The following is a 20,264-nucleotide window of genomic DNA, read 5'->3' as shown; positions in this document are numbered from 1 at the left end:
GCCATGGCACGCGCCAGCTATATGACAAGCGCGCGCGCAATGGCGCGTGGCGCCCCGCCACTGGCCTGGTTTTGCGCCGCCACGTGGCCGGATTTTACTCCGCCGTTGACATTCCGACGACGCCATTGATCATCACCAAGATACCTGCGTCTCTTGCAAGAGAAATAAAGCGGCGCAGGAACTCTTCCCAGTTTGCGGCTTCGTTGCGGCTTCCAACTTCGAGTTTCAGTGTTGTGCGGATGTGGCCCGCGACTACTGCGGGCTGATCGCCGACCTCGGCAGAGCTGACAAATTGGAGTGTTTCGGAGCCCGACCCAGCGAGGTAATCACGATACCACCTCTGTCGCCGCTGGCAGATGTGGATCGTATCAATTAGTTCAGTGCTCGGACGTTGAACTTCGGGCTCCGAAATACGTCTGAAGTCCGGCAATGGCAGCTTCTCTTCCGGGGGCTCAGGCAAGAAGAACATGCCCATCGGTAGATGGAGGACACTGGAAAGGGTTTCGAGTTGTTGGAACGTCGGGCTGCCTCGCCCGTCGATCCAGGAAGGATATCTCTTGAAGCGCTTGGCGAGCATGTCGAACGGTATGCCGGCGCGCTCGCGCGCCCATTCCAGCACGTCAGGCGATATTGCTACCTCTGCCATGTTATGCTCTCCGCCTCCCTGCGTCACTTTGCGAGCGTTGAGGCAATGGTGTAAACAGAATTTCTCACTCGTTACTTAAAAGTGTGGGGGCTCGCATACAATTCTCATTCGCTCCGGGCTTCAGACGTCCAATCCGGTGCTGGGTATGCACAAGCCTTCAGCCTCGGAGGGGATTGAGGCCTCTACCGCAGAAAACACAACCGCAATAGGCTGACAAGCGCCGCTCGGGCAACATGGTCTGGAGACTCGCCTTAGTCGGGCCTGCCGGCCCGCTAAGACTGCGCAAGTGAGCTCTGTTTCCTCCCTGGAGGCAACCTCCTCGCCGAAGGTGAAGCAACGACCTCACCTTCACCGGCCCTATCAAGGGCGGCCCCCTTGACCACCATGCGACGCTCAAAGCTGTGAACGCCATACGGCCTGATTGTCGCGAAAAAACCGATTACTATCATGCTCTTGTATAAAATTCCTGTAATATTTGAAGTTTACTATTGACAAGTGTGTGCACGAAAAACCGGCCTTTTGCGCACACTTTTCGTTAGTTGGCAACTGTTTCTCGGGGCTGGCGATCCCGGGAGGACTCGAACCCCCAACATCCTGATTAGAAGTCAGGTGCTCTATCCAGTTGAGCTACGGGACCGCTGCCCCCTGTATTTGCCGCAACTTGGTCGGCGGGGCAAGAGGCGACCGGTCAGCCGGAGACAGCCTCGGCGACAGAAAGCTCGGCCATCTCGAGGATCGCCGCCCGCGTTTCGGCCACCGCGATGAACCGGGCGTTGTGGCAGAACTTCGCGCCGCGCACACCGCTCGCCGCCTCGAGGGCAGCATCGGTCAGACCGGCCCAGGCCGCCGGCAGATCGGCCCGGCTTTCAAAGCCGTCGCCGCGCTTGCGGATGGTGGTCAGCGCCCAGTCGTCGCCGCGCGGGTGGACCACGAAGAGCAGGTGATCGGCCCCCGCCGCCTCGACGGCCGCGCGAAACGGCATGCCCATCGGCAACTCCAGCACCCGCGAGGCCCCGGCCTGCGCAATCGCCGCCTGCACCATGGCACCGGCCCGGCGCTTGGCCGCCTTGCCCCGGACCGCCGCCTCGACGAAAGCGCGGGCGACGGGCAGCGCATCGGCAAAGGCGCGGTCGTCGGCATCCGTCCCGCGGTCGTCGAACGCCGGTTTCAGCGTCTCCAGCAGGACCGGCAGGGTCAGTCCGGCCAGGGGACCGGCCACCGAAGGCTCGAGCGCGCCGTTGTCGATCAGGTCGACCGGCAGCACGAATCCGGCATCGAGGCTCTGGTGGATCTCGTCGATATTGGCCTCTGGCACCGTTAGGGCGCGCAGGTAGTCGCGGCCGAAGTGGTGCCAGATCAACCCGAAGGAACTGTAGGGCTGTCCGTCAGGGCGCAGCGGGTTGGGGCGCTGGTGATGGTCAAAGATCCCCGCCGCGGCATCATAGGCGCGGCCGACGTCATAGATCAGCCGGCCCGCGCCGGGCGTGATCCACGCCGCATCGCGCGACCGGACCAGCTGCGCCTCCGGATACAGCCGTGTCAGCACCACCGAGGACAGCAGCTCATCGGCATGGAAACCGCCGGAATGGGTGACGAGGTGGGTGATGGGCATCGGTCAGGCTCCGGCCGGGGATGGAAGGGCGGGCTCGCGTCCGCCAACCCCGGCGCGGCTTACACAGACCGTTCCGACAAGACAAGCCCGACCGGGGTGGGAGCGACCACGCGCGCCGCGGTCACAAGGCACGTGGCCGACGCATGGGCGGGCGCAACGCAGGGTCGCGGCGGTGGCGGGCGCTGGCCCCCTGCCCGATCACGGTATCCATGCCGAGGTCAGAAGAGCCCGGAAATCTGCAGCGATATCCACAGGATGGCGCTGCCGGCCAGAACCTCGATCACGGGCAGGACGACAGCGACCCCGGCGCTGCCTTGCAGCGAGAACACCGTGCTTCGCCGCAACAGCACGCTGCCGGCCGCCACCAGAACGGTCAGCGCGGCGGTGCCGCTCGACATGGCCAGCGCCCCGAGAATGCCGGCGCCGAGGATGTCCATGTGCCAGGTGAGCAAAAGCAGCAGGACCGCGCCCGAGCAGGGCCGGATGGCGATGCTGCCGATCAGGGCCAGGCCATCGCGCAGCCCGCCGGCTTCGCGGATCTCCTCGGCGCTGGGTCCGTGGCGATGGCCGCAGCCCGCACCGCAGGAGTGGCCATGGTCCTCGCGGAACTGCACCCGCCAGAGCTTGCCGGCGCCGCGGATTGCCAGCCAGACGCCCACCAGCCCGATGGCCAGCGCGCTGATCGGCAGCATCACGGTCTCTGCCACGCCGGTCATCTGGCTGCGGGTCCAGCCCAGCAGGGTCACCCCGGTCAGCACCAGCACGATTGCCGTCACCGCCTGCCCCAGCGAGGCCAGCAGAGAGATCACCGACAGGCGCAGCAGCGGCACCGACTGGCTGACGCCGTAGCCGCCGATCAGGAACTTGCCGTGCCCCGGCCCCACCGCGTGAAAGAACCCGTAGGCAAAGCAGAGCCCCGACAGCCCCGCCAAGGCCCCCGGCTCGCCCGCACGAAGCGCGCGCAACCCGCCGGCCAGCGCCGTCTGGAAGCTGCGCTGCCAGCCCGCGGCCCAGCGCGCCACATCGTGGTCGACGCCGCTTGCCAGCGCCCAGAGCCCGCCGGCCAGCAACAGCGCGGGCCCGATCAGGACGAGGCGGCGCATGACAGCACGAAACGGTCGGCAAACATCACGCCGATATCCGGCAGGTCGACCACCGCGAACGGGTCGGAGCCTTGGTCGACGGCGGCCAGCTGGTCACCGTACTCCGCCTCGGCCGCGGCGCGGTCGGCGGGCTCGCGGTCGAGCCGGCAATCCTCTCGCCCCGCCAGCGTCGGCGCGTCCGGCACGTCATAAGCCACGAAATAAGCCGGGTCGAAGGCCCGCGCCGCGACCGTCCCGGCGCTCGGGTCGAGCGGCCGGGCGAGCGGCCGCAGATGCGAGGTGACGAGCCGCCCCGCCTCGAACCGCGCGAGGTGATCGACCGGCGGGGCGAGCGCCACCTCGACGCCCGATTGCGTCAGCACGAAGTCGCCCGGAAAGCCTGCCTCCCAGTCGACGTCCTGACCGGCATAGGCCGCCAGCGCCGAAGGTTCGGGCGTGCCGTCGCCATCGGCGTCGAGCCCGTTTTCCTCGATCAGCATCAGCGAATAGAAATCGTCGTAGGCCCAGTCGATGCGGACCGCCTCGAGATGGCCGGAGCTGTCGAACACCAGCTCGAAACCGGCGTCGATGAACACATGCGGATGCGCCTCGGCCCCGCCGGCAAGCAGGGCAGGCATGACAAGACCGGACAGAAGCGCGCGCAAAACCATGCTGTCCTATAGGAGCGCGCGACCGCTCGCGGCAAGAACCAAGGCCGGCGGTGCGCGAGATTCTGCCAGCCCGCGCAGGACCTTGGCCACAAGGGCACTGCGCGGGCTGTGGCGGCCAATCTCGGACGCCCCGCTCAGGGAGAGCGGAGCGGGACGCCCGCCTCGTGCAACATGACTTCGGACACGTCGAAACTGTGGTCGAGCGCGCCGTCGTGCTCGGGCTTTGGTGGGCAGACGATGCGGGCGATGCCGCTCTGGATGATCGCCCGGGCGCAATCGGCGCAGGGGTAGCGGTTGATGTAGATCGTACAGCCCTCAAGCGCGGTGCCCCCGCGCGCGGCATTGTAGATCGCGTTGCGCTCGGCATGTTCGAACCAGAAGAATTTCTCGCCGCTGGCCCGGTCAAAGCGGGCGTTGTCGCTGTCGGACACGCCGCGCGGCAGGCCGTTGTAGCCTGTCGCGCGGATTTCGTTGGCGGGGCCGACGATCACCGCGCCGACGTGGAAATCGCGATCCTCTGACCAGGCGGCCAGCGTATCGGCCAGAGTCGAGAACCGCGCATCCCATGCAGGTTGATCCGCCATCGCTCAGCCCGCGAAGACGTAAGAGGTCTTGACGGTGGTGTAGAATTCCACCGCATAGCGCCCCTGCTCGCGCGCGCCATAGGACGAGCCTTTGCGCCCGCCGAACGGCACGTGGTAATCGACGCCCGCGGTCGGCAGGTTGACCATCACCATGCCCGCCTCGGCCCGCCGCCGGAAGGCGCGCGCCAGCTTGAGGCTGCCGGTGCAGATGCCCGCCGAGAGGCCGAACTCGGTGTCATTGGCCACCGCCAGAGCCTCGTCGAAATCGGCCACCTTGAGGACCGATCCGCAAGGGCCGAAGATCTCTTCGCGGTTGATGCGCATGGTGTTGTCGGTGCCCAGAAACAGCGCCGGCGCCTGGTAAAAGCCGGGCGTGTCCAGCTCGAGCCGCTGGCCGCCGATCACCTCCGAGGCCTCGGACCGGGCGATCTCGATGTACTCGAGGTTCGACTGCAACTGCCGCGCGTCGACCACCGGCCCGATCTGGGTCTCGGGGTCGAGCGCGTCGCCGACCTTGAGCGCGCGCATCTGTTTCGTCAGCTCCGTCACGAAGGCATCGTGAATGCCCTCCTGCACGATCAGCCGCGACGAGGCGGTGCAGCGCTGGCCGGTGGAGAAGAACGTGCCGTTGAGACAGGCCGGGACGGCCACCGACAGGTCGGCGTCATCAAGCACCACCATCGGGTTCTTGCCGCCCATCTCGAGCTGGACCTTCTTCTTCAGCTTGCCGCAGACCTCGGCGATGTAATTGCCGGTGCCGACCGAGCCGGTAAAGGAGATGGCAGCGATCTCGGGGTGGGTCACGATCGCCTCGCCCACGGTCGACCCGCGGCCCATGACAAGGTTGAACACCCCCGCCGGGCAGCCGTGCTCATGCAGGAGCTGCGCGATCACATGGGCGCAGCCCGGCGTCAGGTCGGCGGGCTTGAGGATCACGCAGTTGCCATAGGCCAGCGCCGGGGCGATCTTCCACGCCGGGATGGCGATGGGAAAGTTCCAAGGAGTGATGAGGCCCACGATGCCCACCGGCTCGCGGGTGACCTCGACATCGATGCCGGGCCGGACCGAGGGTTGCAGGTCGCCGCTCTGGCGCAGCGCCTCGCCGGCAAAGAACTTGAACACCTGGCTGGCGCGCATGGTCTCGCCGATGCCTTCGGCCAGGGTCTTGCCCTCTTCGCGGGCCAGAAGCCGGCCGAATTCCTCGCGCCGTGCGGCCAGTGAATTGCCGACCGCGTCCAGCAGGTCATGGCGGGCCTGCGGGGTGCTGTCGGCCCAGCTCTCCTGCGCGGCCCTGGCCGCCTCGACCGCCATTTCGACCGAACCGGCATCGCCGTAGGAATAGCTGCCGATCACGTCGTTGGTGTCGGACGGGTTGATGTTGTCGCTGTAGCTGTCAAAGCTGACCCATTGGCCGCCGATCAGGTTGTCGTGCTTGCCAAGACCGGAGAGGGTTTCGTGTTTGGTCATCTCAATGCGTCTTTCTTTTGGTTTCAGTCGGCCAGCGCCGGCGACGGGAGGTCGAGCTGCTCCAGCCGCGCGGTCTGTGCCTCGGTCAAGGGCGTGAAGGGCGGCAGGGTGTGGGCCCAGTCCGCGTGGCCGCTGCGGCACCCGACGAGGTATTTCACCGCCGGGATCAGCGGCGCGCCGGCGATGGCGCCGCGCAGGGCGCCGATCCTGTCGAGCAGCGCCGCATCGGGCGCCTGCCGCGCGGCCCAGACCCGGGCACAGAGCGGCGCGGTCTGGTTGACCGTGGCCGAGATGCAGCCGGCAAAGCCCGCCGTCGCGGCTTCGGCCAGCGAGGTCTCGGAGCTCGGGAACACCGCGAAGCCCGGCAGGTCCGCGCTGAGCCGCCGGCAATAGTCGAGATCGCCGGAACTGTCCTTGATGCCGGTGAACCGCTCTGGGTAGGTCTGCCGCAGCCGTGCGATCACGGCGGGCGGGAGGGTGATGCCGGTCATCTGCGGGAAGTTGTAGAAGTAGATCCCGATCCGGCACGCGCCCAGCGCCTGATGCAGCGCCTCGTACCAGCGAAACAGCCCGTCGTCGCTGGCGGGCTTGTAGTAGTAGGGCGGCAGCACCAGCGCCACGCGGTAGCCCAGATCGTCGGCATGACGGGTCAGCGCCACGGTCTCGGCCAGCGAGGGCGTGCCGGTGCCGACCATCAGACTGTCGGGCGCAAAGGCCTTGGCGGCCCAGCCCATCACCTGCTTGCGGGTGGCACTGTCGAACGAGTTGGCCTCTCCGGTCGAACCCAGCACGTTGAGCCCGTCGCAGCCGTTGGCCAGCGCCCAGCGGCCATGTTCGAGAAACGGCGCTTTCTGCGGCACGCCAGTGGCGTTCACCGGCGTGGGCACGGCGGCAATGATACCTTGCATCGATAACCTCTTCAGTCTTGTGTTTCGGGTTCGGGCAGCTTGTGGGCGGCGACCTCGGGATGATCCTTGATCGGCTCCGCCCCCTTGTACCACCCGCCGGGTTCCTCGATCTCGCCGGAGGCGTCGTGAAAGACCTCGGCGTTGATCTGCACAAACCGCGCGTCGGCGCCCTCGGCCTCGTCATCATAGCGGATCGCATCCACCGGGCAGATGCTCTCGCACATGCCGCATTCGATGCACTCGGTGGGATGGATATAGAACATCCGCTCACCTTCGTAGATGCAGTCGACCGGACAGGAGGTTGTGCAGATCCCGTCCTTCACGTCGATGCAGGCACTCGTGATGATCAATGCCATGGGCTCCTCCTCACTTGCCGCGCCAGACCGGGGCGCGCTTTTCACGGAACGCGGCCACGCCTTCGCCGGCATCTTCCGAGCCGAGCGCGGCGATCAGCTCTGGAGTCTCATGGCTGTAGGCGTCATGCACCGGCATCTCGGCGGTCTGGCGCACGGTGGCCTTGATCGCCTTGAGGCTGAGCGGCGCGGCAGCAAGGATGTCCGCGACCCAACGGTCAACCTCGTCATCCAGCGCCGCTGCCGGCACCACCGCATTGACCAGCCCGTGGGCCGCCATCTGGGCGGCCGAATGCATCCGGCCCGTCATCATCATGCCGACCGCGATGGTGCGCGGGATCAGCCGCGGCAGGGTGACCATGCCGCCGTCGAGCGGCAGCCGCCCGACTTTGGCCTCCGGCAGGCCAAAACGCGCGGTCTCGGCGGCGATGATGATATCGCAGCCCATCGCCATCTCGAGCCCGCCGCCCAGCGCCAGACCGTTGACCCGGGCGATGACCGGTGTGGTCAGGGTGCCGCGCAGCGCGAGCCGGCGAAAACCGGTCGCGCTGATGTCCTTCCAGTAGTCGACGCCGGACATGCCGCTGTCGTCCTTGAGGTCGGCCCCGGCCGAAAACGCCCGGTCGCCGCTGCCGGTCAGCACCACGCAGCGGATCGCGGGGGTCGCCTCGATCTCGTCCCAGATCTCGGCCAGCCGGGTCTGGGTGGCGCCGTCCATCGCGTTCATCCGGTCGGGCCGGTCGATGGTGACGCGCGCCACGTGGTCCTTGACGGTAAAGCGCACGCTCATCCCGCGGCCCTTTCCTTTTCCTTCAGACCGAACTGGCGGATGACCTCTTCGGTATGTTCGCCAAGGCGCGGCGGCATGTGGCGGACGGTGACCGGCACATCGCTCAGATGCACCGGACAGCCAACCAGCTGCAACTCGCCCAGAACCGGGTGATCGATATCGAGAAGCATGCCGTTGATCGCGGTCTGCGGATCCTCGAGCGCCTCGTTCAGCGGCCGCACCGGGGCGCAGAGCAGATCGCGCGCCTCCAGCCGCTCGAGCCAGTAGGCGGTGGTGTTGCTGGCAAAGTGGTCGCGGAAGATGCCCTGCAGATAGGGTTTGTTGGCCCGCTGCGCGGCAAGGTTGGGATACTCCGGCGACAGATCATCAATCCCGAGCGCGGCGCAGATGTCCTGCAGGGGGTTCACCTTGAAGGCACCCACCACCACCAGCGCGCCGTCGGTGGTGTCGAACACCCCGGTCAGCGGCATCGCGGCCCAGTTGAGCACCTCGCGGTGCTTGCTCCACTGCGCGGCCTCCTGCATCTGCATGGCGATCATCGAGTCGTAGAGCGAGACGCTGACTTTCTGGCCGAGCCCCGACTTGGCGCGCGCCAGCAGCGCCGCAAGCACGCCCTGCACAAGGTGCATCCCGGCGGTGTAGTCGCACAGCGTCGTGGGATAGATCGACTTGGGGATCGACGGATCCGAGGTCTTTTCCATCACGCCGCTCATCGCCTGCGCCAGCACGTCCTGACCGCCCTTGTGGGCATAGGGTCCGGTCTCGCCGTAGCCGGTGCCGGAGGCGCAGATGATGCCGGGGTTGATCGCTTTCAGCGCCTCGTAGCCAAAGCCCAGCCGGTCCATGACGCCGGCGCGGAAGTTGTCGACCACGACATCGGCCTCGCGGACAAGGTCATAGACCATCTGCTTGCCCTCTGGCGACTTGGTGTCGATCTCGACCGAGCGCTTGTTGCGGTTGAGTGAGGCGAAGACGGCGTTGTTCAGCGCCTCTTCGGTTTTCTCGCCATAGAAGCCGCGCGACAGGTCGCCGGCGCCGGGGCGCTCGATCTTGATCACGTCGGCGCCGAAATCGGCAAGCATCTGGGTGGCACAGGGGCCAAGCATCACCTGGGTGAAATCGATCACCCGAATGCCGTCGAGGGGGTAAGTGTTCTGCTGCATCGGGGCCTCCTATGCGTCCACGGTTTCTTCGATCAGGGCGTTGGCCGAGGGCACATCGCCCGGGTCGGCGCCCTGCGCCCGCATCTGTTGCTGGATCAGTTTCGCATCGACGTCCCGCAGCGGCTTGTTCTCTTTGAGCGCCAGCGCGACGGCCACGCCGGCGGCCTCGCCCTGCGACATGCACGGCGGGATTTCGCGCGACATCTTCTGCGCCTCGCTCTCGACCGAATAATGCCGGCCGGCGACGATCAGGTTGTCGATCCCCTTGGGCAGCAGGGCGCGATAGGGCGTATAGTAATCGCGGCCCCGGCAGACGCTGTCGGCAAAGTGACGGCGGCTTTTGACGTCATCCTTGGTGACCACGTATTCGCCCTGCAGCAGCCGGGTCTGGCGCACGCCCATCTGTTCGGCGGCGCCCAGCATCTTGGCGTTCTCGAAACCGGGGATATTGTCGCGGGCAAAGGCCAGCAGGTTCATCATCCGCGCCCGGCCCTCGTATTCGGCCTCGACCATGTGCTCGGGCGACAGGCCGTCATAGCCCGGCATATGCGGACAGTTGCACCACACGATCCCCGGCAGCGGCGTCTTGAGCCACCACATGCCCCAGGCGCCGCCGATGATGCGCCGGGCCTGACGGTCGAGCTTCTTGTATTCCTCGGGGTTGGCGTACTCGAACGCCTCGGCCTTGTCGGTATCGACATCGCAGAGCCGGAACACGGTGGTCACGATGAACTGGCCGTCGATGAACGAGGCTCCGGCCGAGGCCGCGACGTCGAGATCGCCGCTGGCATCGATCACCATCTTCGCGCGGATCGCCTGACGGCCGAGCTTGGTCTGGCAGATCACCCCGGTGACGCGGTTGTCCTCGACCAGCGCCTCGGAGAACCAGCTGTGCAGGCGCAGGTTGATCCCTGCTTCCTTGACCAGATCGAGGCTGACCCGCTTCCAGGCATCGGGGTCGAAGGCCACGGCGTGGATGATCGGTTGCGGCATCCCGGTCTTGTGGAAATCGATGCAGCCCCAGCGCGACCACTTCTGCCACATCTCCCAGTTGGTCAGGCAGTCTTCGGAGGGCGGATAGACCGCGCCGTCCTGCTTGACCATCCGGTCGACATATTCGTCGACGATGCCGGTGGTGACGATCTCGTTGCCTTCGTTGACCATGTCGTCGAGCACCAGCACCATGCCGCCAGAGGCCATGCCGCCGAGGTGGTGATAGCGTTCCAGCAGGGTGACCGAACAGCCGTTGCGGGCGGCAGAGACGGCGGCGGAAACCCCCGCAGGGCCGGCGCCGATGACGACGACATCCGTGTCGGCCACCACCGGAACCTGTGCGCCCCGGGTCTGGACGTGTTCTTTGATTTGCGCAGTCATGAGACATACTCCTCTCGGTGCGCGGCCGGACCCTCGGGCCTTTGGCAGCGCGAATATTGTTGTTTCTGAGTTGCTTAGATTACCAGCGCACGACCATCCGCTCGACGATCGACACGGTGGCAAAGAGCAGCACCGACAATCCCGACGACATGAAGACGGTGGCGTAGAGCAAGGGCGAATTGAAGTTGAAGGTGGCGTCGATGATCAGCGCACCAAGACCCATATCCGCACCGACCCATTCGCCGACAATCGCGCCGATGACGCAGGTGGTCGCGGCGATCTTGAGCGCCGAGAACAGGAAGGGCAGCGAGGACGGCAGGCGGATCTTCCAGAAGATCTCGGATTTCGAGGCCGACAGGATGCGGGCCAGTTCCAGCGCCTGCGGGCTGACCGCCTGCAGGCCGCGCACCATGTTGACCAGCGTCGGGAAAAAGCAGATCAGCGCCGCGATCACCACCTTGGCCGTCAGGCCCGGACCGAAGATCAGCACCAGGATCGGCGCGATGGCGAGGATCGGGATGGTGTTGACGAAGACCGCAATCGGAAAGAAGGCCCGTTCCACCATGCGATTGTGGACAAAGGCCACCGCAATCAGCACCGCCGCGATATTGCCGACGAAAAAGCCCAGCAGGCTCTCAAACAGCGTCGGCCAGAAGTTGGCCAGCAGGATCGGGAACTTGTCGACCAGCGTATAGGCCACGTCAGACGGCGCCGGCGCGATATAGGTCGGCACGGCGAACAGCCGGACCCCGACCTGCCACAACAGGATCAACCCCGCCGCAGTGCCCAGCGGCACGCCGATGGCGATCATCTTCTGGCGGCGCGCCGCGGCCCGTTCGATATCGACCGCGGGATCGGCGGCGTGAATGTTTTCAAGAGCGGCCATCAGCATGTCTCCAGCAATTTGCGCAGATAGGCGGAATAGCGGGTGAAGTCCTGGGTATCGCGCATGTCGATGGTGCGCGGGCTCGGCAAGTCGATCTCGACCACCTCGCGCAGACGCCCCGGGTGTGACTGCAGCATCATCACCTTCTGGCCCAGAAACACCGCTTCGGGGATCGAGTGGGTCACGAACAGGATGGTGACGCCGGTTTCCTCCCAAATCTTCAGCAGTTGCAGGTTCAGGTGATCGCGGGTCATCTCGTCGAGCGCGCCGAAGGGTTCGTCCATCAGCAGGAGCTTGGGCTGGCACACCAGCGCGCGGGCAATCGCCACCCGCTGGCGCATGCCGCCAGACAGCTCATGCGGAAGGGCTTCTTCGCGCCCTTCGAGGCCCACCAGTTTCAACAACTCGCGCGGGGTCTTGTCGCCCACCGGGATGTCGATGCCGCGCCGCCGCCCGATCTCGAGCGGCAGCTCGACGTTCTTGAGGGCCGACCGCCAGGGCAGCAGCGTGGCGTCCTGGAAGACGAAGGCAAACTCGCGCGCCAGCCGCGCCTGCTCGGTCGATTTGCCAAAGATCGAGACCTCGCCGGAGGCGGCCGGGATCAGGTCCGAGACCAGCCGCAGCATGGTCGACTTGCCGCAGCCCGAAGGCCCGAGGATGGTATAGAAGGCGCCCTCCTCGATATCGACCGACAGGCCGTCGATGGCGGTGAAGGCGCCGAACCTGACCGTGGCCTCGGTGAGCGAGGCGGCAATGGCACCGGCCGGTCTGTCGACCGGGGGCACCGGGTGGAGCTGTGCTGTCGATGGCATGTCCGGATCACCCATAGTTCGGACGCGACGCCTCGGTCGCATCGAGCACCGAGAGGGTCATGACATCCTCCAACGCCGGCGCGCCGTTCTCGAACTGGCCAAGCTGGTCGTAGATGTCGATCTGGGCCTGCCAGTTCTCGGGCGTCATCGTGCCCCAGCCATTCTCGGCCGTTGCCTTGTTGAAGGAATAGTCGACGACGAGATCGACGGTCTCGAGTTCCTTTTCGCGGTCCATGTTGGGATAGCGCTCGACCAGAATATCGACCGCCTCTTCGCGGTTGTCATGCACATAGCCCCAGCCCTTGGCGATGGCGCGCAGCATGCCGTTGACCTGCTCGCGATGCTCGCTGAGCGTGCTGTCGGTGACGTAGTAGGGGTTGGCATAAAGCTGGATGCCGGCGTCCCAGAGCGTCATGTCGGTGCGTTGATCGCCCAGCACCGCGAGGGCGCTGGTGTTGGTCTTCCAGCCGGTCACCACATCGACCTGACCGGTCATCAGCGGCGCCATGTCGGAGCCCATGACCATGACCTCGACATCCTCCTCGGAGATCTCGTTCTTGGCCAGCAGCGCGCGCAGCAGGATCCGCGCGGTGCCGTTGGTCGCGACCTTCTTGCCGATCAGGTCCTGCGGCGTGTTGACCGGGTTGTCCTTGAGCGAGAAATAGGTGAACGGATGCTCCTGATAGCCGGCGGCGATGCATTTGACCGGCAGCCCGGCCGAGCGCGCCAGCATCAGCGAGGGGCTCGACGAGATCGACCCGAGGTTGGCCCGGCCCGAGGCCACCGAGGCCACGCCGTCGACGTTGGGCCCGCCCGGCACGATTTCGAGGCTCAGCCCCTCCTCGGCGAAAAAGCCCTTCTTGTCGGCGACCACCTCGCCCAGGATGCCGTTGCTGGCCAGCCAGCCCAGTTGCAGCGTCACGTTGAACGTGTCCTGCGCAAAGGCCTTTTCGATACCGACAAATGTGCCGGCGGTGGCGGCACCGGCAAAGGCCCCCATCGATTTCAGCATCGCGCGGCGGTTCATTCCGGGGTGAGAGGAACGTGTCATGGGTGATCTCCTGTTGGACGAAATCTTGTGTGCAGAGTCTTTGAATGGCGCTCTCATTTGACAGTAGGACGGTTTTTGGCGATGCAGGAAGGATCAATTCCGTCCAACGGCGGTGCAAAAACTGCACCACCTTCCGCGTGGAGCCTGACGATGCATTCCAACTTCCTGAAATATTTTGACGAAGTCGCGAGGCAGGGATCGATCCGCAAGGCGTCGACCTTGCTGAACGTCTCGTCGACCTCGGTGAACCGCAAGATTCTCAGCGTGGAAAAGCAGCTTGGCGTCGCGATCTTCGACCGCACGCCAGAGGGCGTGGAACTGACCAGCATCGGCGCCATCCTGCTCGAACATTGCCGCAAGACGCTGCATGACTTCGAGCGTGCCAAGATCGAGATCGATGATCTGCGCGACCTGCGCACCGGGCATCTCAGGATCGAGACGATCGATTCAGTGGCCTACGGGATCCTGCCGCAGGCGCTGCAGAGGTTCGGCCAGTCCTTCCCCGACATCTCGATCTCGGTGACCTCGGCGCAGCCCGACGAGGTGATGCATTCCGTCGCCGCTGGCGACACCGACGTCGGCATCTCGTTCCTGCTCGACCTGCATCCCGACGTGCGGGTGATCTCTGAGAAATCCGCCCCTTTCGGGGTCATCATGCGCAGTGACCATCCGCTGGCCGAGCGCAACAGCGTCACCATCGAGGAGATCAGCAGTTACCGGCTGGTGCGCACGATCGACGCGCGCGGCCGCAACTCGATCATCGATCAGGTGGTCTCGACCCTCGCCTCGCCGCTGTCGACGCATATGTTCACCAATACCCTGTTCATGGCGAAGCAGATGATCCTCGATAACCACGGCATCGGTCTTTACACCAAGATCGGCTTCATCAAGGAGATCGAGGCCGACGAGCTGAAGTTCATCCCGCTGATCCAGGAGGGGCTGAACGACATGCGGATCGGCCTGCTGGTCTCGGCGACGCAGGGCATCGACCCGGCCAAGCGTCACCTGTGCGACGTGATCGGCCGCGCGATCCGGCAATTGCGGCTGGATTCGTGACCAGCGCGGGCGGGCCGCCGGTCAGCCGATGGCGCGCAGCGCCGCCTCGCCCTGCCCCGCAGCCCAGAGCAGGCCGCGGTGCAGCACCGGGCGCAGGTCTGGCAGGTCGAGCTCATCGGCGGTATGGCCCAGCGCAGTGAAGAAGATGCGCCCGGCCCCGTAATGGGTCTTGAAGGTCACCGGCATCGTTATGTTTGTCCGCCAAGGATGATGCTCGCCAGAGAAGGTGGTCTCGGCCAGCACCTCCACCGCCGGATCGAAATGCATGTAATATTGCTCCGAGACATGGTCGAAATCGGTGATCCCGGCCATGATCGGATCGTCGGGCTGGGTGACATGCACACGGTAGCACATGATGTTGCCGGGATGGGCGACCCAGGTGCAGCCGGCGGCATAGCGAAATTGCGGCACGTCGCGAAAGGTGGTCGACATGCAGTGATGATAGCCCGCCATGCCGGTGCCGTTGCGCAGCGCATCGAGCAGCGGGGTGATCTTCTCGCGCGGCATGGTGCCGCCGGTGATCACCGGCACCACCAGCGCCATCTGCCCCACATCGGGTGCAACGAGGGCGTTGGCATCGTCGCTCACCGTGACATCCATGCCACTGCCGGTCAGCATGTCGGCGACCTTTTCGGCCCCCTGTCGCGGCTGGTGCAGCTCCAACCCGCCATGGACGATCAGTGCGCGGGGCTTGGGCTCTGGCATGAGGCGGGCTCCTATCGGTCAGGCGGTGCGGGCGTAGGCGTCGGCGGTGAGCGCGTGGCGCAGCGGCTGACCGGCGCAGAACCGCGCCACCTCAGCCGCGGCCAGATCGCCGAGGCGCGCCTGTTCGGTGCCCAGCGCCCCGGGGGCATGCGGGGTGAGAAAGACGTTGGGCAGGTCATAGAGCGGCGAGGTCGGTTCCGGCACCTCGGGAAAGGTCACGTCGAGCACGGCGTTCAGCCTTCCCGAGCTGAGCTCGGCGATCAGCGCCTCCTGATCGACGATGGCACCGCGGGCGGTGTTGATCAGGGTGGCGCCCTCGCGCATCAGCGCCAGTTCGCGCGCGCTGATCATGCCGCGGGTGGTGTCGAGCAGCGGCGCATGCAGCGAGACCACCTCGGCCTGCATCGCCTCATCGAGACCAACCTGACGGGCTTCCGCCAGGATCGGGTCGTCTGGTGCGAGGTAGGGATCGTGGATCAGCAGCTCGAGGTCGAAGCCCTTGAGCCTCTCGATCACCAGCCGGCCGATGCGCGAGGCGCCGATCAGGCCGACGCGCGCGCCAAGGTTGCCGATCGGACCGGCCGCCAGCGGATCGGTCAGCCGGCGGGAGCGGCCCTGCCGGTAGAGCTCGCGCAGGCGGAACACCTGCTTGTTGGCCATCAGGATCGCGGCGAGGGTGAACTCCGCCACCGGCACCGCATTGGCATCGGCGGCGGTGGTCACGGCGATGCCCCGGTCGAAAAAGCCCGGATCGGTCAGCAGGCGTTTGACCGAGCCGGCGGTATGGGCGATCAACCGCAGGTGCGGCGCGCGGTCCAGCACCTCGGCGCTGATCGGCGGGCAGCCCCAGCCGGTCACCAGCACCTCGGCCCGTGGCAGCAGCGCCGCGGCGGTCTCCCACGTGGTGTGGCGGGTGACATCGAGCACCTCGCAGGCCGCACCCAGCCGGGCCAGCGCATCGGCGCTCAGCACCCGCTCGGTCAGGCCCGGGTCCATCGCAAACAACAGCGTCGGTTTCGTCATCACCGCCGCTCAGGCTGCCGTGAGCCGCAGACCGGAACCTGCGTCGAAGAGATGAGTGTGCGCCTGATCGACGCCGAGGGTCAGCACCTCTCCGGGCCGGGCCGAAACCCTCTCGCGGAAGATGCCGAAGACGTTCTGACCGGCGATCTGCATGGTCACCTGGGTCTCCGAGCCCATCGGCTCGACCACCACCACCTCGGCGGCAATGCTGCCCTCGGGGTCGAGGCGGAAATGTTCGGGCCGCACGCCGTAGACCACCGGTTTGCCATTGGGCAGCGCGGTGGGCGCCGGCAGTTGCGCCGCGCCGGCGACGAACTGCGCACCCTCCACATGACCTTCGATGAAGTTCATCGAGGGCGAGCCGATGAAGGCGGCGACGAACTGGTTGACCGGGTTGTCGTAAAGCTCGAGCGGGGTGCCGATCTGCTCGATCTTGCCGCCGTTCAGCACCACGATCTTGTCGGCCATGGTCATTGCCTCGACCTGGTCGTGAGTGACATAGATCGTCGTGGTCTTCAGTTTCTGGTGCAGCGCCTTGATCTCGCCGCGCATGACGACGCGGAGCTTGGCATCGAGATTGCTGAGCGGCTCGTCGAACAGGAACACCTTGGGGTCGCGCACGATGGCGCGCCCCATGGCAACGCGCTGACGCTGGCCGCCAGACAGCTGGCCGGGGCGGCGCTGGAGATAGGTATCAAGGCCGAGGATGCCGGCGGCCCAGTCGACCCGCTGCTTGATCTCGGGTTTCGAGGCGCCGCGGTGGTGCAGCGAGAAGCCCATGTTCTCCTCGACCGTCATATGCGGGTAGAGCGCGTAGTTCTGGAACACCATGGCGATGTCGCGCTGTTTCGGCTCGAGATCGTTGACCACGGTGTCGCCGATGGCGATCTCGCCGCCGGAGATGGTCTCGAGCCCCGCCAGCATCCGCAAGAGCGTGGACTTGCCACAGCCCGAAGGGCCGACGAGCACGACGAACTCGCCATCGGCAATGTCGATATCGACGCCATGGATCACGCCATGGCCGCCATAGGATTTCTGCACGTTCGAGAAGGTCACGGGAGCCATGCTCACCCTTTCAGTCCGGTGTGGGCCAGTCCTTCGACGAACTGGCGCTGGGCTATGACAAAGACGATGAGCACAGGGATCGCGGTCATCGTCGCGGCGGCGAGCTGGATGTTCCACATCGCCCCGCCATAGGCGTCGGTGAACTGGGTCAGCGCCTGCGGCAGGGTGAACTTCTCGGGGGACGAGAGGAACACGATCGGCTCGAGATAGAGGTTCCAGGAATGCAGGAAGGTGAAGATCGCCACCGCACCGAGCGCCGGTTTCGACAGCGGCAGGGCGATGGTCCAGAAGATCTTGAACCGGCCCAGCCCGTCGACCCGCGCGGCCTCTTCCAGCTCCTTCGGGAGCGCGATGAAGAACTGCCGCATGACGAAGGTGGCAAAGACCGAGGGCGCGCCGAAGATCGGCACAAGGATCAGCGGCCAATGGGTGTTGATCATGTCCCAGCCGAGGAAGATCTGGAACAGCGGCACGATGGTGACTTCCGACGGGATCAGCAGCCCCACCAGCAGCACCATGAAGAGCGCATTGGCGAAGGGGAAATCGATCCGCGCAAAGGCATAGCCCGCCATCGCCGAGAACAGCAGCGTGCCGCCGGTGACGATGGCCGCGATATAGGCCGAATTCCAGTATTGCTGTGCAAAGGGCTGCAATTCGAAAGCCTGCGCATAGGTGGTGAAATCGAAGCGGCTCGGGATGATCTCGGGCGGAAAGGCGAAGATGTCCGAGATCGGCTTGACCGAAGAGGTCACCATCCACCAGGTCGGAAAGACGAAGGGGATCAGCAAGATCAGCATCAGCCCGTAGACCGCCACTTTCATCCGGGGAGAGAGATCACTTTTCATAGAAGACAATCCTCTTGCGCATCTGCCATTGCACGAAGGTCAGCACCGCGACGATCGCGAACAGCAGGATCGACAGGGTGGCGCCATAGCCGAACTTGTGGAACTCGAAAGCCTGTTGATAGAGGTAGTAGACCAGCACCGTGGTCGACATGCCCGGCCCCCCCTTGGTGAGAACCGCGATCTGGGCAAAGACCTGCAGGGAGCCCACGATGGTGATGATCGAGGTCAGGAGCACCGTCGGGCTGATCATCGGCAGGGTGATGCGGCGGAACTGGGCGAAGGCCGGGATGCCGTCGACCCGGGCGGCCTCGTAAAGCTCTTTCGGCACGCCCTGCAGGGCGGCGAGAAACAGGATCATGTTCAGCCCGACGTTCTTGAACACCTGCACCACCACGACCGAGATCATCGCCGTGGTCGGGTTGCGCAGCCAGTTCGGCCCCTCGATGCCCATCACCTGAAGGATGCCGTTCAGCCCGCCGTTGTTCTGCAGCAGGAAGCTCCAGACGATGGTCCAGGCGACCAGCGAGACGACAACGGGCGAAAAGAACAGCGTGCGGAAAAGGGTAATGCCGCGCAGCTTCTGGTTCAGCAGCACCGCCAGCAGAAGCGCCAGCGACATGTTCAGGATGACGAGGAGGACCGAGAAGATCGCGGTCGCCCCCAGCACCTTGACGAGACCGGGATCGGCCAGCAGGCGCTGGTAGTTATCGGTGCCGGTAAAGCGGAAGGTGCGCGCCAGCACGTTCCATTCGTGCAGCGAGTACCAGAACACCAGCGCCAGCGGCAGCAGCACGAAGAGGCAGATGCCCAGCACCTGCGGCGCGATGAAGAGATAGCCGACAAGACTGTCGCGGCGGTCCATCGTCCAGAAGACGCGCTTGCGACGGGGTGGATCGGATTGGGTGGCCACGACAGTCATCGGGTTTCCTTACAGCAGCGGCTGGATCGAACGGCAGACCGCGCCCAGCACCTCTTCGACATCCGCATCCGGCTGCCAGAGCGCATCAAGCTCGGCGCGCACCAGTTGCTGGATTTCCGAATAGCCCTCATGCACCGGCAGCACGCCGCCCTTGGCGATGCCCTGCACCACGACGCTTTCGATCATCTCGGGCGTCAGCAGCGGGTTGGTGTTGCCCAGCGTCTCGGCATTGAGCAGGCTTTGGCGGATCGGCGGGAAAAACTGCGCCAGCTTGGCGGAGTTGTCCGGGTTGGTCATATGGGCGAGGAACTCGACCGCGAGGTCGGAGTTCGCGCTGTCCTCGAACACGCCGATGGCGGCCTGACCGATCACCGAATAGTCGCCGGCGGGGCCAGCGGGCAGCGGAACGAGATCCCAGGCAAAGGCCTCGTCGCCCTTGGGCAGAAGCGAGGCGCGCGAGATCTGGGTGATGCTCATGGCGGCGTCACCGGCAAAGAAGTCGACGCTTTCGCCCGGGCCGGGGATCGCGCCCTGCTCGAAGATCGCGCCGTGGATGAAGCTCATCGCCTCGACCATCTCGGCATCGGCAAAACTGCAGGTGTCACCGTCAGCGCTCCAGGGCGCAGCGTCCCAGCCGCGCCAGATGGCGGCGAGGTTCTGCCAGGTCTGGTAGTTGAAGTCGCGGACGATGATGCCGTCCTTTTCGCCCTCGGCCACCTTGGCGGCGGTCGCCATGGCGTTCTCCCAGGTCCATTCGCCGGCCTCGATCAGCTCGGCCGGGGTGCGGGCACCGGCGGCCTCGATCAGGTCGGTATTGGCAAAGATCGCCAGCGGCGAGGTCGAGAACGGCACGGCATAAAGCTCGCCGTCGACCCGCCAGAGCTCGGTCGGTTTCTCGATCATGTCGCCGTAGTCGAAGCCCTCGGTGTTGGTGAAGGCCTCGTTCAGCGGTGCGAGGATGCCGGAGTTGACGAAATCCGCCGCCGTGCGTTCGAGGATCCAGGCCAGATCCGGCGGGTTGCCGCCGGCGATCTGGGTGGTGAGCGTGGTGGTGTAGCTGGCAAACGGCAGCGACTCGAAGGTCACGCTGACGTCGGGGCGGTCGGCGGTAAAGCTGTCGGCGATCTCGTTGAAGACGGCCAGATGCGCCTCGTTGGCGCTCCAGATCGTCATGCGCAGGTCCTGCGCCTGCGCCGCGCCCGCAAGCGCGGTGGTGGCTGCCAGAATGGCAAGGGGTGTCCGTCGGATCATG

21 protein-coding genes and 1 tRNA gene are annotated in these 20,264 nt (G+C 65.5%); 1 reads left to right on the top strand and 21 read right to left on the bottom strand.

Annotated features, from left to right (window positions below; translation table 11 throughout):
- Window positions 1-94: 94 nt before the first annotated feature.
- The 15 genes from VOI27_RS16550 to VOI27_RS16480 all read right to left on the bottom strand — a co-directional run bounded on the left by VOI27_RS16550 (window position 95) and on the right by VOI27_RS16480 (window position 13,399).
- Entirely contained in the window at window positions 95-646 is a 552-nt protein-coding gene (locus VOI27_RS16550) for a hypothetical protein (RefSeq protein WP_323766523.1), read from the bottom strand.
- Window positions 647-1,206: 560 nt separating this feature from the next.
- A tRNA-Arg gene (locus tag VOI27_RS16545) sits at window positions 1,207-1,283 on the bottom strand.
- Between the two features lie 51 nt (window positions 1,284-1,334).
- Window positions 1,335-2,258 (bottom strand): MYG1 family protein, encoded by a 924-nt coding sequence (locus VOI27_RS16540; RefSeq protein WP_323766521.1) that lies wholly within the window; start codon window positions 2,256-2,258, stop codon window positions 1,335-1,337.
- Window positions 2,259-2,476: 218 nt separating this feature from the next.
- Window positions 2,477-3,361 (bottom strand): hypothetical protein, encoded by an 885-nt coding sequence (locus VOI27_RS16535; RefSeq protein WP_323766519.1) that lies wholly within the window; start codon window positions 3,359-3,361, stop codon window positions 2,477-2,479.
- Complete coding sequence (locus tag VOI27_RS16530) at window positions 3,343-3,978, bottom strand: DUF1007 family protein (RefSeq protein WP_323766517.1); 636 nt, start codon at window positions 3,976-3,978, stop codon at window positions 3,343-3,345. Before VOI27_RS16530 ends, VOI27_RS16535 begins: the two co-directional genes overlap by 19 nt.
- Before the next feature lie 167 nt (window positions 3,979-4,145).
- Window positions 4,146-4,595, bottom strand: coding sequence for a deoxycytidylate deaminase (locus tag VOI27_RS16525; RefSeq protein WP_323766515.1), 450 nt, complete (start codon window positions 4,593-4,595; stop codon window positions 4,146-4,148).
- 3 nt (window positions 4,596-4,598) lie between these two features.
- Window positions 4,599-6,062, bottom strand: coding sequence for an aldehyde dehydrogenase family protein (locus VOI27_RS16520; protein ID WP_323766514.1), 1,464 nt, complete (start codon window positions 6,060-6,062; stop codon window positions 4,599-4,601).
- A 23-nt stretch (window positions 6,063-6,085) separates the two neighbouring features.
- The gene (locus VOI27_RS16515) at window positions 6,086-6,970 is read right to left on the bottom strand and encodes a dihydrodipicolinate synthase family protein (protein ID WP_323766512.1); all 885 of its coding nucleotides are present in this window, start codon (window positions 6,968-6,970) and stop codon (window positions 6,086-6,088) included.
- Window positions 6,971-6,981: 11 nt separating this feature from the next.
- A complete protein-coding gene (locus tag VOI27_RS16510) occupies window positions 6,982-7,326 on the bottom strand; it encodes a ferredoxin family protein (protein ID WP_323766510.1) in 345 nt (114 codons plus the stop codon).
- 10 nt (window positions 7,327-7,336) lie between these two features.
- Window positions 7,337-8,113, bottom strand: coding sequence for an enoyl-CoA hydratase-related protein (locus VOI27_RS16505; protein ID WP_323766508.1), 777 nt, complete (start codon window positions 8,111-8,113; stop codon window positions 7,337-7,339).
- Window positions 8,110-9,276 carry a CoA transferase gene (locus VOI27_RS16500; RefSeq protein ID WP_323766506.1) on the bottom strand — a complete coding sequence of 389 codons (1,167 nt, stop codon included), beginning with the start codon at window positions 9,274-9,276 and terminating at the stop codon, window positions 8,110-8,112. The genes VOI27_RS16505 and VOI27_RS16500 overlap by 4 nt, the downstream gene beginning before the upstream one ends.
- A gap of 9 nt (window positions 9,277-9,285) precedes the next feature.
- Window positions 9,286-10,650: an FAD-dependent oxidoreductase gene (locus VOI27_RS16495; protein ID WP_323766504.1), complete on the bottom strand. Its 1,365-nt coding sequence runs from the start codon at window positions 10,648-10,650 to the stop codon at window positions 9,286-9,288.
- 79 nt (window positions 10,651-10,729) lie between these two features.
- Window positions 10,730-11,536, bottom strand: coding sequence for an ABC transporter permease (locus VOI27_RS16490; RefSeq protein WP_323766502.1), 807 nt, complete (start codon window positions 11,534-11,536; stop codon window positions 10,730-10,732).
- Entirely contained in the window at window positions 11,536-12,348 is an 813-nt protein-coding gene (locus tag VOI27_RS16485) for an ABC transporter ATP-binding protein (RefSeq protein WP_323766500.1), read from the bottom strand. Before VOI27_RS16485 ends, VOI27_RS16490 begins: the two co-directional genes overlap by 1 nt.
- Before the next feature lie 7 nt (window positions 12,349-12,355).
- On the bottom strand, window positions 12,356-13,399 hold the full coding sequence (locus VOI27_RS16480; RefSeq protein ID WP_323766498.1) for an ABC transporter substrate-binding protein: 1,044 nt from the start codon (window positions 13,397-13,399) through the stop codon (window positions 12,356-12,358).
- A 150-nt stretch (window positions 13,400-13,549) separates the two neighbouring features.
- Here VOI27_RS16480 and VOI27_RS16475 point away from each other — a divergent pair, with 150 nt between their 5' ends.
- On the top strand, window positions 13,550-14,455 hold the full coding sequence (locus VOI27_RS16475; protein ID WP_323766496.1) for a LysR family transcriptional regulator: 906 nt from the start codon (window positions 13,550-13,552) through the stop codon (window positions 14,453-14,455).
- A gap of 21 nt (window positions 14,456-14,476) precedes the next feature.
- On the opposite strand, the gene VOI27_RS16470 is transcribed toward VOI27_RS16475, so the two are convergent.
- The 6 genes from VOI27_RS16470 to VOI27_RS16445 are packed head-to-tail and all read right to left on the bottom strand — an operon-like array spanning window position 14,477 to window position 20,263.
- Window positions 14,477-15,160 (bottom strand): ThuA domain-containing protein, encoded by a 684-nt coding sequence (locus VOI27_RS16470; RefSeq protein ID WP_323766494.1) that lies wholly within the window; start codon window positions 15,158-15,160, stop codon window positions 14,477-14,479.
- Between the two features lie 18 nt (window positions 15,161-15,178).
- Entirely contained in the window at window positions 15,179-16,183 is a 1,005-nt protein-coding gene (locus VOI27_RS16465; protein ID WP_323766493.1) for a hydroxyacid dehydrogenase, read from the bottom strand.
- Between the two features lie 9 nt (window positions 16,184-16,192).
- Entirely contained in the window at window positions 16,193-17,248 is a 1,056-nt protein-coding gene (locus tag VOI27_RS16460) for a sn-glycerol-3-phosphate ABC transporter ATP-binding protein UgpC (RefSeq protein ID WP_323766492.1), read from the bottom strand.
- Between the two features lie 2 nt (window positions 17,249-17,250).
- On the bottom strand, window positions 17,251-18,093 hold the full coding sequence (locus VOI27_RS16455; protein ID WP_323766491.1) for a carbohydrate ABC transporter permease: 843 nt from the start codon (window positions 18,091-18,093) through the stop codon (window positions 17,251-17,253).
- Entirely contained in the window at window positions 18,083-19,012 is a 930-nt protein-coding gene (locus tag VOI27_RS16450; RefSeq protein WP_323766490.1) for a sugar ABC transporter permease, read from the bottom strand. The genes VOI27_RS16455 and VOI27_RS16450 overlap by 11 nt, the downstream gene beginning before the upstream one ends.
- A 9-nt stretch (window positions 19,013-19,021) precedes the next feature.
- A complete protein-coding gene (locus tag VOI27_RS16445; protein WP_323766489.1) occupies window positions 19,022-20,263 on the bottom strand; it encodes a sugar ABC transporter substrate-binding protein in 1,242 nt (413 codons plus the stop codon).
- Between the last annotated feature and the right edge of the window lies 1 nt (window position 20,264).

Origin of the sequence: Marinovum sp. (assembly GCF_034669705.1) — a bacterium.
Lineage (GTDB): Bacteria > Pseudomonadota > Alphaproteobacteria > Rhodobacterales > Rhodobacteraceae > Marinovum.
This window is presented reverse-complemented; position numbering and strand designations above follow the sequence as displayed.